This window comes from Bacteroidetes Order II. bacterium (assembly GCA_016788705.1).
Taxonomy (GTDB): Bacteria; Bacteroidota; Rhodothermia; order Rhodothermales; family UBA2364; genus UBA2364.
Window position 1 is genome coordinate 1 of record JAEUSQ010000020.1, and the last position, 13,051, is coordinate 13,051.

The following is a 13,051-nucleotide window of genomic DNA, read 5'->3' on the forward strand; positions in this document are numbered from 1 at the left end:
TCGAGAAAGATCAAGCCCTTATCGAGAAAGACCAAGCCCTTATTGAGAAAAATAAGTTGATAGAGGAGTTGATGCGAAAACTCGACGAGCAGCCAAAGGAAAAACCGTAGGCAAGATTGGCTTGGTGAAAAGTGGGGCTGAGTTTTTTACTTGGCATATTCCGGTACCTCTAACGTAACGGCGTTGTATTAAACTACGCTCAGACACCAAACTGCGTAAGATGATGGTCTAAGTGCTTGTAAAACATGTTATTCCACTCGGTGATGGATAACTTTCCAAAGGACAACGATTCCTTTTTATCAAAATGGTTTTGTCCCAACGCGACGGTTTTGTTGAGGTAGGCAATCAGGCGGGCTTTTTCTTCGTCGAATACTCGTTCATCCCCAATAATGAATGCGGGCGCGGTGGGTGTATTTTTCTTATAAGGCGCTTCGCCAACCACCGTTTGTTTAACAAAAAGTTTTAGGATGAGGCGCATGAAAAAATTGGGCCGCGCATGTTTGTTTTCATAAGCCATTTCGTAGGTTACGTTGCAGTGGGCCAGCATTTGTATTGCATTCATTTTGCCCCATTGAGGTTGTGTAGCGGGCGTTAATTGGTTGATGCGTGCAATCACACCATCGGTTACATCACGAGAAAAGATATTGGGTAAAGCCATGTTTTTTTAGGTTTTAGTGCCATTGGTGTGCAAAAGAGGTATCCATGCAAACAGTGGCATATGTTGGTTAAAAGATTGCTGAGAGCCAGGCATCTACTATAGCATAGCGCTTGGGTGGGGGGGAAGCACGCTTCAATATGACCAAAGTAGGAACCACGTGTTTAAGGCGGAAAAAACACTTAAGCGGGTGGAGATGCTAAGTTCGGAAAAAAACCGTATCATTGCAATATCCCACCGAGAAACCAATTCCTCGGAAAGTGGTCTATGTGTCATCGTTACATCAATCCCAATACCAATGCGTGTTTTTCTTGTTTTCTTGTGTTGGATGATTTCCAGCGTGTATGCCCAGTCGTCAGACCGTTTTTTCGCGGCGGTTCGTAATGAGATAAAAGGGGAGCGGGCCTTCGAAACCGTTGCCTTTGTCGAAAAAAGGTGGCGTGTTGTGGGGAATGCCGGATTTAATGAAAGTATCTATCACATCGAAGAAAAGCTAAAAGCAGCTGGATTTGTCTTGGCTGCGGATGCAAAACCCGGTGACCGAATGCGGTATCGGATCGAAAAAAGACCTATGCAAAAACCAGCTTGGGAACCAATTTCTGCACGAGTAACCATCGAAGGAACGGATCAGCCACTCTTGGACTTTGCCACAAACCGTAATATGGTGGCCATCAATTCGGCATCTACACCACCAGAAGGTACCCATGCCGAGGTGGTTTATGTAGGTTCCGGACAAAGTGCGGATTTTGAAGGGAAAGACGTAACCGGAAAAATTGTTTTTGGCGATGGGAATTTGTTTGGACTGTACCGCAATGCGCTTTCGCGTGGAGCCATCGGCGTACTGGCTTATGGTTTACCACATTATACACAACCGGAAAAAAATATCCATTCCATCCAGTTTGGTAGTATTCCGATGAGCACTTCTGGCGATCAACAGTGGGGGATTTTGCTTTCGTACCATGCCCGCAACCGTCTTCTAGATGCCATCAACCGAGGCAATGGAAAACTCCATGTCCAGATTGAGGCCAAGTCTTATCATTCAGAAGAACTAACCATTATTGCCGAGGTATTGGGGCAAAATAAACCAGATGAGCGATTTGTGTTTAGTGCACATGTACAGGAACCGGGAGCAAATGACAATGCTTCGGGGGTGGGTACGTTGTTGGAAATGGCCCGGGTAACGGCGCAGTTGGTCCGAAAAGGTACATACAAACCCCATAGAACCCTCACGTTTTTATGGGGCGACGAGATTGTCTCGACGCGCCGCTATATTCGCGAAGACACGTTGCGGGCACGCGGGATTCGGTGGGGCATGAGTTTGGACATGGTGGGCGAGGATACGGCCAAAACAGGGGGATCGTTCCTCATCGAGAAAATGCCGGATCCCTCGGCAGTTTGGACACGGGGTGAAGATAAACACTCGGAGTGGGGCGGAAGTCCGATGAAGGTCTCAGACATTGTGCCACATTATTTTAATGACTTGGTCATTGACCTGTGTAAGCAACAAGGTAAATACGCCAATTGGACCGTAAATACCAATCCTTTTGAAGGTGGGAGTGATCATACGCCCTTCTTAGAAGCCAAAAAACCCGGATTGCTACTCTGGCATTTTACCGATCAGTTCTATCATACCGATGGCGACCGATTAGAGATGGTCTCGCCGAAAACCATGCAGAATGTGGGTACGTGTGCCCTTGTTACGGCCATGACCCTGACAACCGCGACCGATCAAACCATTCGTACAACCGCGCAGGTATTGGTCAACGCCGCCAAAATCCGCTTGGAAACGGAGTTTGCCCTCTCGCGAGCCGCTATACAAAACGGGAAAAAAGGAGAGGACGAACAACTGATTATAGAAACGTGGCGCGACTATTACATAAATAGCATCGCCAAATTGACCGATATGCGCTCCGTGCCTCCTTCATCGGCTACACGTCAGCACATAAAAATGGCACAAGAAACCATCCGGCGGTTTGCTGCGAAAAAAATAGCTCAGTTATAAGGCAAAAGAAAATACCCATCATACAAGATTAGGCAGAGGAAAGAAGGGCATGGGTGCGGTCGCTCCAGTTAGTACACAACATGCGATAGATGCGGTTATTGGCCGTCTTTAACCGTTGGTATGCCTGACGAATGTTCAGGAGCAACGTTATTCGGCGATGGTGCGTCCGTAGTTCTCCTGTTGCATGAAACGCTACCGGCTGAAATCCCAACACGCGGGTGTGAAACAAATAGGGGCTGTTTGGTTCGTCCTCAAAAACGTCTGTGATGTAATGGGTAAAACCACGTTCTACGGTTTCTTGTGTTGCGGTCTGAATCAATGATAAGGCAAAACGGATTTGTGTACGCTTGGGGGGTAAAATGGCAAATCGTCCGATTTCTGCGATCCTGTGTTGTCGGAAGAAGGCTTCTACGTCAATTGGAACCTGAAGCTCCAGCTCATATTTCCGGTATTCTTCGATGAGGCGATGATAACGTACCCGTAGAACCCCGATTGGTTGCCCGTCTTCGGTAGCTAAGAACCAAGATATTTGCTCGCAGTGCAACTCCGAAAGCGGGAACTGGTGTTCGGCCATATCAATCCAACGCTTTTCATCCCGATAGGTCGCGCCCAAGACCTCAAGTGCAGCTGTGCGGGCCTCAAAAGTGGTTACTTTATGAACCAAAAGTGCTGGGGGAACTTTCATAGCGGTAGGTGTCAAGTTGAAGGTGAAGAGAAGGAGGCCAATTTTGCGTAAACGTCCGAAATATCCGTGGTTGGTATTTTTTTGTATGGAGATAGGTTTTTCGGAGATCCATTATAAGCAAGATGCTGGGGTAATGGCTGTTGAACCGCTCATCGGCATAGGTTGCAAAAGGCTCGAATCCTAAAATTTGTGTATGGAAGTGGAATGGGCTTTGAAGATCGCCATGAAATACATCGGTAAGAATGTAAAAACAATGGTTTAGGATGGCTTGTGTACAGGCCATTTGCATGAGCATCAAGGCAAACCGTGAATGGGAGCGGTACTCTGGTAAAATGGCAAATCGTCCAATTTCAGCAGTTGGGTTATGAGATAAAAAATTAGCCATTACCATCGCATTCCAGTCGGCATGTTGAAAGTGCAGATATTCCGTTGGGAAATGGTGGGCTTGTCGGTTAAAGGATAACCTAACCACCCCAACAGCACGGTGCGTGTCGTAGGCAATGAGCCACTGTTTATGGGGATCCTGTAATTCTGAGGGTTCAAAAAGGGTTGTAGAAGCACCCACCCAGTGCTTTTCGACGCAATAAATGGTTTCAAGGACGGTTAGTGCCTCTTGCCGCTGCTCTTCATTCGAGATCATTTCTACACCGGTTCCATTTTTAAGCTGGAAAGAAGAGGCCATTGTTTGGGCTGGTATCATGTCTCTCGGGTTAATAATTCCTAACGTGGTGGAACCCAGAGGGTTCTTGAACGATCTGTAGAATACATGTTCTGCGTTTACGCAAGTTTATGGTTGTATTACGGGAGTCTTGTGTTTTGATGACATGATGGACCACCTTAGACTTGGGAAGGAAGGGACTTCATACTGAGCGCTGCTATATGTGTAATAAGTTGTTGATGGATCGTTTGGGCGGTATCGTCGGGGGTTGGTATTAGTGGTTGTCCAAAATGAAAAGACATGACCGGGAGTACGCCAAAACGTCCTTTTTTTGCGATGGGAAATCGGATACCAACAGGCAGTATGGGTATGTTGTGGAGAATGGCTAATCTTGCAGTGCCATTCCTAAAGTCACGCAAGGAAGTCAGATTGCCATGTGCCACACCCTCCGGAAAAATACCTACATTCTTGCCCGTGGATAGATAGTCGGAGGCCAAAGCCCAACCGTTTTTGTTTCCTACTACAAGGTGTTTAAAGCGATTTAGAAAAGCAGGGCGGGCAGGTTTATTTAATACCGGAATTATTTGACCGAGTTTGAAGAAGGGGCGGGCAAATGGATTCAGCAAAAAACTCCAATCTGCCATAAAATGAATCCGTTCTCCGCCCCGAAGAAACATGATTAACACCGGAAAAATGATGGCTTCGATGTAACAAGTGTGATTGGCCGTTACAATGTAGGGGCTGGACATGTTTTGTAGTTGCATAACGCCCTGGATATGTTGGATACGGGAGCGAAAAATCAATAAAAGTCCCCGAATGACCAAGCGTAATCGGAAAGGCAGATGCGGCAATGGCATCATTAGTATTTGTTTTCGGGTAAGAACCATATTTATGCGTCAAGGTAGGGAATCATCTGACGGTGTACCTCCCCGTTGGGCATAAAATCCAAGAGGGCATACATCGGGCTAAACTCCTGAAAAGCGCCGCGCCACCATTTTCCGCTGACGGCTCCATTACAGAGGTATCGGACCCCGTTATACGTTAGGTCGTCCACTAAATGGGTATGACCACTCAAACAAACCCGAACGTTTGGATGCCTTGAAAAGAGGTTCTTGATCCGGCGAGCGTCTTGATGCATCCAGCCATCGGGAATCTGCCATCCACCTTGTTGTTCATTGTCTCCGTCAAATAAGACGGTGGCACTCAAGATGGGAATGTGCGATATGATACATAGGTGTCGTTCTGCGGGGGTGGCAACCAATGTTTGCTGAAGCCAGTCGAATTGTGCTCCATCTAATCGGGCGGTATAACCATCAGGTTTTGCATGAATACTATCCAAAACCACAAAACGCCAATTTTGTTGATCGAAATAGTAATGCCGAGTAGTCATCCCCAATTCGTCTAATGCCCACTGTTTTCCAAAGACTTTATCTTGGGCATCGTCTGCGCGGTCTTTTATTTTCTCTAATTTCCAGCCCCAAATATCATGATTTCCCAAGCAATGGTGGATGGGTAATTGGTTTTCTTGGGATAAAACGGTCTTCCAAGAAGCCCATTGCCGCTTAACCATCCAACGATCTAATTGCAAGGCGTCCATGATCGCGTCTCCACCATTAAAGATGAGATCAGGTGGTTTGGAGAGTGTCTGAAGATGATGTAGGGCTTGGGTAAAGCTACGAATGGCCTTCGATAGCGGGAGAAGGTGGCTGTCGGTAAGATATGCTACCCGAAAGGCTTGTGAATCAACCATGCCTGCGCGAATGAGTGGCGGGGTAAATAAGCCACATCCGACCCATCCGGCACGTGAAAGAAATGAACGCCTGTCCATGTTTTTCCATAAAATCCGAAGGATACTGCCCTATAGGGTGAACAAAACAAAAACAGAATATTGTACTTGTGTTAACGGATAGAAACCCCTGGCTCCACTGGCGATAAAATTTTGTGAGCTGGATGCGAGGTTTGGGTAGGATGAAAGAAGGCCAAAATTTCTAAGGCCATGTAGCGGTGTTTAAAAGGCTTTATCTAATCGTTTAATAATAGAATCAAGTGATAGGTGAGCTAAATAACTATATGCTAGGATTTTTTCTCCATAAAAATGGTAACAATTTTTGGTGATCAGGCTTCTGGAAGAGGGGTCTCTACGGTAGGTGGCTCAATGGCGTTCAGATGCTGGCCCACACGGAATATAAAAAAAGCCAAAAGTACAACTGGAGCCAAATGCAATACCCCAATTAGCAGCGCTGTCCACAAAAATTCCCATCGCCGAAGGTAACTCCATAAATACAATAAGGCGGGGATAAATACAAACATCATGGAAAGGTAAATAAACCAGATTTGTTCGGCCTCGCGTACCAGCCCGCCAAACCGTTCTTGTTCTTCCTCATGTTTCTCGGACTTGAGCATCATGTGTACACTAAACCATTCTAACCATTCTAATGCTTCGTTCCGGGCGCGGCTCGCCTCCACCTTGATGCCCCGGTATAAGACAAAAACCAAAAACCAGTCTATAGTACTTACCAAAATAATGGGTAAAATATTTAATTGGCCATTGGTATCAAGGTCAAAATATCGAAGTGCCAGCGTGAGTACCATCAACACCACCCAAGTTGCATTCATGACCAAAGAAGAAATGCTCACCGACCGAAAATAGGGCGAATCTTCCAAAAGAATTTGGGCTCCTATCCATATAAGTCCATAACCAATGATGTTTAAAAGGAAAAACAAAACAAAGAAAAGATTAAAAGGGAGTGTAAACCCGGCGAGTTTTAGTGCCAGCGCAGGCATGTCTAAGGTGGCGACAACCAATCCGATGGCAATGATGGTGAGGGCTTGTGAAGAGGATAAAGTCATGTCGAGGTGAGCTAACGGGGTATTAGATTTGCAAAAAAGCACATTTGGGTAGGGGAAGTCAAGCCGGGGCCTATATTTCATGAATAAAAGTTTTTTAGGAAGGTAAAATTTATCTTGGATAGGTTGGAATACGCAAAAATTAAATTGGATAGACAATATTTTGGAAACATCTTCTTATATCCGGAACCAGGTGGGAGTATTTTACAGCAATACTTACAACGGGCAAAGATCGGTTGTTTATTATTAAATTGAGTGTAAAGCCATGAAAATTTTGGTGATCGGGAGCGGTGGGCGCGAACATGCGCTGGTGTGGGCACTAGCCCAAAGCCCACAACGACCAAAGGTTTATTGTGCGCCCGGAAATGCCGGAACGGCACAAGTGGGCGAAAATATAGCGATTTCGCCAATGGACTTCGGAGCATTGGTGGAATGGGTGCAAAGTGAAAAAATTGACCTAACCATCGTTGGGCCAGAACAACCTTTGGTGGCCGGAATAGTGGACCTTTTCCGGTCGGTAGGTTTGCCGATAGTCGGACCTTCGGCCTATGCCGCTCAATTAGAAGGCAGCAAGGGGTTTGCAAAAGGGTTTATGGCGCAATACAATATTCCTACCGCGATGTACCGAACGTTTTCTTCGGTAGAATACGAGGAAGCGAAGGATTGGCTGGCTTTGCAAGATTGTCCGATCGTACTCAAAGCAGATGGCCTCGCGGCAGGTAAAGGCGTGTTGATCTGTCAAAATCAAGCGGAAGCCCAAGCCGGATTAAAGACCATCCTGCTGGAAGGGGCATTTGGACAAGCGGGCGCAAAGGTGGTGATGGAGTCTTTTATGACAGGGGAAGAAGCCTCGGTTTTTGTCTTGATCGACGGGCGAAACCATGTGTTGCTACCTGTCGCACAAGACCACAAACGTATTGGCGAAGGGGATACCGGACCCAACACGGGGGGAATGGGGGCCTATGCGCCAGCGCCTGTAATAACACCCGAAGTCTTGGCGCGTGTACAAAATGAAATTATTGTACCAACTTTAAATGGGATGATGGAAGAAGGGCATCCTTATACGGGTATTCTATACGTCGGCATCATGCTCACGCCGCAGGGACCTAAGGTAGTGGAATACAATTGCCGCTTTGGTGATCCTGAAACGCAAGTGGTGCTACCACTCATTAAATCTGATGTGGCCGATTTGTTTATGCGGATGGCAACCGGAAGGCTTTTGGAGTACCCATTGGCCCTTCACGACGGGGCCGTCGCAACGGTGGTTATGGCAGCGCCCGGTTATCCGAATACTTATCCTAAAGGTATGGAAATAAAAGGATTGGGGGATTTATCAGGTACGGAGGCGTCGGTGGTCTTTCATGCCGGAACTTCGCTTTCGGAGGAAGGTAATATCCTCACTTCCGGTGGACGTGTACTGGCGGTAACGGGTATCGGTACTAACCTTCAAGAAGCCTTAGATATGGCCTATCAACGGGTAAATACCCTGCATTTTGAGGGTGCATATTTCCGACGGGATATTGGCTGGCGGGGCCTCAAACATGACGAGAAACCATGAGAAAAAATATACTTTTGTTGTTATGGGGTCTTCTTTATGGGGGCTTACCAGTCATAGCCCAGAAGCCGGATACCACCATCAGCCGCGCTATGGTGCTCACTACATTTCGGGATGCCAGGGCGCTTGCCACCGACAATAAAGGCAACCTATTTGTAACCGATGTGGCGAAAAATCTTTTATTTCGCTTAAATGCAGATGGGAAGGTGCTAGCACAGGTAGGGGGCACTGGCAGTGGTGATTATCAGTTTGATTCACCAGTAGATGTGGACCCAACGAATGGCTTAGACATCTATGTGGCCGATTATGGCAACCGACGGGTTCAGCACTTTTCTGCCGAGTTTCGCTACCTTGAAACCTTTCCGCTTGTCTTTGAAACCCATACTCCGCGCCAGATTGCTGGTTTTTTTTCACCCAATGCGGATTATGACAATAAACTTATTTTATCCGAAGGCACGCCGGTTGCGCTTACAGTAGATGCGGCCAAAGAACTCTTTGTGGCAGACCAAGAACATGCCTTTGTGGCCAAATGGGATGCACAAAAGCGGGTTCAGCGGTTCTTTGGGCGGTACGATGCCGGAGATGCCGCCCTGCTTGATCCCGTTTCGATGGTTGTAGCGCCCAATGGCACGTTGTTTATTGCAGATCGGGGGCGGGGAGATGTAATGGTTTTTGATGCCTTTGGAACTTTTTTGCGGTCATTTGGCAGCGAGCAACTCGCTAAACTCAGGGGTATTTCCTTGTTTGGAGACCGGATTCTGGTGACGGGCGAACAAAACCTATGGGTCTATCAACCAGATGGAAAGCAATTGTTTAATTATGCACTGAAATTCTCGGAGCCTATTGTGGACGCTGTCTATGCACATCGTGCGGTATATTTGCTCACGCCCACCAAACTAATGCGGTTTAGGCCGTAAAAAACCAATGGGGAATTAGCCTTGTTGACGCACCACTTCCATTGGCTCCGAATAGCCATATCCGCTAAACCTTCCCCAATAGCGCGCCGTCGCCATGATTAAGTCTTCCTTTAAGTATGCCCTAATGGCTGTTTGTGTGTGATAGGCGTTGATGGCCTTGATTTTTCCATCCATAAAACGTCCCACCTCAATGAACATTGTGGGGCGGAAGTCTATTGTGGTAGAAGGGGCCTGATAACAATATAGGTTTGGGATTCCACGTGCGGCCACAATGGTGGCACGGTAACAATTCCGGTGATCCTGATGGGCATCATTGGGCGTATGGGTGTAAACATGGGTGGGTTGGATCACACGAATCGTGCTTTCGATAATAGAAATGGTCTCTGGCCCTTCCGAAACTTGGGTGTCTCGTAACTCCCCCATAAACAATTCCGCCCCCAGCACCGAAGCTGCTTTTTCGGACTCAATCACCCGCAATGATTTTCGCCCGCCAAATTCGCCGCCTGTTAAGGTGAGAATAACCACCCGATCTCCGGCAGCTTTGTGTCTGAGCAGGGTTCCCCCGCATCCGATTTCCACATCGTCTGGATGGGCGCCAATAGCGAGCACTGTTTTTTGTTCCTCGCGCCGCTTTTTTTGCCCTTCGGCCACCAACTTCTGGACTTGCTCCATGAAGGCGCCATAGTCCAAAGGCTTAAATAAAATGCCATCGGCGCGGTTTTGAAGGGCTGTAACAGCATATTCCATTTTTGGGTGCGCGGTAATCATCAAAACGGGTGTCCATGGATTCACCCCTTTAATAATCTTGATTAGGTCTAAACCAATAACTCCCGGCAACTCGATATCACTCACTACCAGATCCCACGTGCCAAACTGGGCAAATTGAGCACCGGATGGACCATCACTGGCGTGAACCACCTCGCAGCCAGACCACTGTTCCAGCCAGTGTTTCACAAGAACTGCTTGTTCCGGACTGTCTTCGATGAGCAACACCCGAACTCCCGCACTGGGATCATGTATTTGGTTCATGGCTTATGAGAGGTCGAAATAAGAGGAACAGTGAGAATATTTACCATTACGTAACGGGTATGGAAACAATGAGAGAATAAAAAAAGACACTTCTCTACAGTAATTTACAACATGAATCGTTCCTAATTTTCATTACATGTCCTGCAAATCAATCCTTTTAAATAAAATCCTTCCGGAAAAGTGGACCGCACAGGATGATCGGCGGCTTGTCCCATGCGATGGATGAATTGAACGTCTCTTTGGGCATCTAAAGCCGCATCAGCGACAATTTTTTGAAATAAACCTGCATCCATTAAACCCGAACAAGAAAACGTAAATAACACGCCACCTGGTCTGAGCAAATGAAAGGCCAACCGATTGATGTCTTTATAAGCACGTGCAGCCTTTTCGAGGTGGAATTTGGACTCTACAAATTTAGGAGGATCCAATACAATGCCGTCAAATAACCGTTTTTCGGCGTGAAACTTTCTGAGGCACTTAAAGACATCTGCCTCTAAGTGATCGTAATGGTTGGGGTCGAAGCCGTTTTGATGGTGGTTGTCTTCGGAGAGCGCCAGCGCATGTGCCGAAGAATCTACATTTAGAACATGCGTTGCTCCACCAGCAAGCGCAGCCAGCGAAAACCCGCCCGTATAGGAAAAAGTGTTGAGCCAGTTTTTACCAGTGGCCATGCTACCAAGTCGGGCTCGGTTTTCTGATTGATCCAAATAATAACCCGTTTTATGGCCCTGATAAATATCTACTCCTGTCCGAAAATTCCCTTCGCGAATCCAAAGTTGCATGGGCGGTTCCTCGCCATGTAATAAGCCGGATTGAGGCACGAGGCCCTCCTTTTTCCGCACATCCACATCCGAACGTTCGTAAATACCGCGAACTGGAAACAATGTACGAATGCCTTGTACTATCTCCGACCGCCAGAACTCGCTCCCTGTTGCCAAAAATTGCAGTACCACCCAGTCCCCATATCGGTCGGCGATCAGGCCAGGCAAGCCGTCACTTTCGGCTGCCACCCAACGAAAGGCATCCGGAAAGGAACCGTCCGCATTTAGACGTAAAGAAAGCGCTTGCTTTAGCCGACGTAGAAAAAAACCAGCATCCACCCCCTCGCCGGGGTGAAACGTCCACATCCGAACCCGGATCTGTGAAACGGGAGACCACGCCCCCAAGCCCAAAAAGTCGCCTTTGTGGGATAATACCTGAACGGTTTCGCCGGACAAAGGTGCTCCACCCACACGGGCAATAGCACCTGCAAACACCCACGGATGTTTACGAAGCAAAGATTTTTCTTTTTCAGGCTTCAGATAGATGACTTTATTCATGATTTTTCTTATACTTAGGGAAATCGCCGTACAACTTTTGTAAACCAATTGCTCAAAATAAAGGAATTTCGTGCTAAAATGAAAAGGGGAAATTAGGGCTACAAAACTTGATTGGTGGTATTTATACAAGACTTTCTGATGGAGTTTTGTCACATTCACAATCCCAAACCAATGCTTTTATGAAAAAAACAGTATGGATGAGTTGGATTTTGCTGGTCATCGCCGCTTGCAATCCGCAACCAAACAAACCAGAACCAACGCCAGAAGCAAAAGCGGAAACGTCCGTTACTACAAATGGGAAACGGTGCTTCTTGATGGTCGCTGGTAAAGATACCACCTCTGCCGAATTGACGATTGACAACGGAAAAGTTACTGGCAGTTATACCTGGAGCCCCTTTGAACAACACGGGGCCTATGGAGACATCACCGGAGAATTGAAAGATGGCTGGATCCGTGGCGAATATGCATATGAAATCGAAGGCAGCAATCAGGTGGAAGAAGTGAAATTCAAACTTGAGGGCAGTACGCTTAGCAAGGTGGAGGCCGAGTTGATGGAGAAAGGCGATAAATTGGTACTGAAAAATCCAGATGAAACCAAAATTACCAACGAGGTGCTGAAGGAAATGCCTTGTAAATAACGCACAACCCATTTGTAAATGGCCTTCTTGTTTTCCAAAAGGAGGCCATAAAGGTTTTTATACCTTGCAATCCATTGTACGTAGGCCATAAAATTGATTGGCTCATAAGAATCATTGGGACTACGGTTTTTTTTGACAAGTATGGTATCGTTTTTAAGCCTTACCAGTTATACTTACATTTATCGTTTAAGAGTATTTATTTTCTTTTATAAATGCAATATTCTGCTTTTGTTTTATGATCCATTATCACTGAATGATGGTTCTTTTTCCGAATGAAATTAATGATCACCAAATCACCCATTGCTGCAAGGATGAAAAGTGTTCCAAAAGTCAGTAAAATCCTGTCTTAGGTTTTGTGGTTTCACTTCAATCAAAGAAAAATAATTTCCAGTGCTTGTGTTTGGTTTCCAAGGATGAGTACCAGCCTTGTCTTATTTCTGATTCTTCAGGTGATAGTAACAAAAACCAAGAAGTGTGGCTATAGACCCGATGTTCGTCTTTCGGATTATATACCACCCACTCCCTTGTGCCAATATTATCTAAGAGAAGTTTTGGTTGTTCAAAAGAAATATTATACGAGTCGCCAAAAGGTAGATAGTAATAAGATTGACATGGTCCCATTTTCACGGACACAGCGTTAAGTTAGAAAAGTAGCGTTCCTCAAAGTTGTCGGGGCAAAGATAGCCCAGTGCCGAATGCCTCCTTTTCGGGTTGTAGTAGCACGCTATGTAATTGAAGATTTCCGT

The 13,051-nt window shown here is 46.5% G+C and carries 12 protein-coding genes; 4 read left to right on the plus strand and 8 right to left on the minus strand.

Annotated elements, in window-relative coordinates:
- Nucleotides 1-199: 199 nt before the first annotated feature.
- The gene (locus tag JNN12_04810) at nt 200-658 is read right to left on the minus strand and encodes a DUF1569 domain-containing protein (GenBank protein MBL7977641.1); all 459 of its coding nucleotides are present in this window, start codon (nt 656-658) and stop codon (nt 200-202) included.
- Nucleotides 659-953: 295 nt separating this feature from the next.
- Here JNN12_04810 and JNN12_04815 point away from each other — a divergent pair, with 295 nt between their 5' ends.
- The gene (locus tag JNN12_04815) at nt 954-2,657 is read left to right on the plus strand and encodes a M28 family peptidase (protein MBL7977642.1); all 1,704 of its coding nucleotides are present in this window, start codon (nt 954-956) and stop codon (nt 2,655-2,657) included.
- A gap of 28 nt (nt 2,658-2,685) precedes the next feature.
- On the opposite strand, the gene JNN12_04820 is transcribed toward JNN12_04815, so the two are convergent.
- The 5 genes from JNN12_04820 to JNN12_04840 form a co-directional block, all read right to left on the minus strand.
- A complete protein-coding gene (locus JNN12_04820) occupies nt 2,686-3,342 on the minus strand; it encodes a hypothetical protein (GenBank protein MBL7977643.1) in 657 nt (218 codons plus the stop codon).
- Entirely contained in the window at nt 3,311-4,042 is a 732-nt protein-coding gene (locus tag JNN12_04825) for a GNAT family N-acetyltransferase (GenBank protein ID MBL7977644.1), read from the minus strand. The genes JNN12_04820 and JNN12_04825 overlap by 32 nt, the downstream gene beginning before the upstream one ends.
- Nucleotides 4,043-4,179: 137 nt before the next feature.
- Entirely contained in the window at nt 4,180-4,749 is a 570-nt protein-coding gene (locus JNN12_04830; protein MBL7977645.1) for a 1-acyl-sn-glycerol-3-phosphate acyltransferase, read from the minus strand.
- Between the two features lie 140 nt (nt 4,750-4,889).
- Nucleotides 4,890-5,828, minus strand: a complete 939-nt coding sequence (locus JNN12_04835) for a metallophosphoesterase (protein ID MBL7977646.1) — start codon at nt 5,826-5,828, stop codon at nt 4,890-4,892.
- A gap of 287 nt (nt 5,829-6,115) precedes the next feature.
- Nucleotides 6,116-6,850 carry a hypothetical protein gene (locus JNN12_04840; protein ID MBL7977647.1) on the minus strand — a complete coding sequence of 245 codons (735 nt, stop codon included), beginning with the start codon at nt 6,848-6,850 and terminating at the stop codon, nt 6,116-6,118.
- A gap of 262 nt (nt 6,851-7,112) precedes the next feature.
- Between JNN12_04840 and purD the strand changes: the two genes are divergently transcribed.
- Together purD and JNN12_04850 are read left to right on the plus strand one after the other, a co-directional pair.
- Entirely contained in the window at nt 7,113-8,405 is a 1,293-nt protein-coding gene (gene purD, locus JNN12_04845; protein MBL7977648.1) for a phosphoribosylamine--glycine ligase, read from the plus strand.
- A complete protein-coding gene (locus JNN12_04850; GenBank protein MBL7977649.1) occupies nt 8,402-9,319 on the plus strand; it encodes an NHL repeat-containing protein in 918 nt (305 codons plus the stop codon). Before purD ends, JNN12_04850 begins: the two co-directional genes overlap by 4 nt.
- A 15-nt stretch (nt 9,320-9,334) precedes the next feature.
- On the opposite strand, the gene JNN12_04855 is transcribed toward JNN12_04850, so the two are convergent.
- Both JNN12_04855 and JNN12_04860 read right to left on the minus strand, forming a co-directional pair.
- Nucleotides 9,335-10,348 carry a PIG-L family deacetylase gene (locus JNN12_04855; protein ID MBL7977650.1) on the minus strand — a complete coding sequence of 338 codons (1,014 nt, stop codon included), beginning with the start codon at nt 10,346-10,348 and terminating at the stop codon, nt 9,335-9,337.
- 122 nt (nt 10,349-10,470) lie between these two features.
- The gene (locus JNN12_04860) at nt 10,471-11,667 is read right to left on the minus strand and encodes a class I SAM-dependent methyltransferase (protein MBL7977651.1); all 1,197 of its coding nucleotides are present in this window, start codon (nt 11,665-11,667) and stop codon (nt 10,471-10,473) included.
- Between the two features lie 179 nt (nt 11,668-11,846).
- Between JNN12_04860 and JNN12_04865 the strand changes: the two genes are divergently transcribed.
- Complete coding sequence (locus tag JNN12_04865) at nt 11,847-12,305, plus strand: hypothetical protein (GenBank protein ID MBL7977652.1); 459 nt, start codon at nt 11,847-11,849, stop codon at nt 12,303-12,305.
- Nucleotides 12,306-13,051 lie beyond the last annotated feature (746 nt).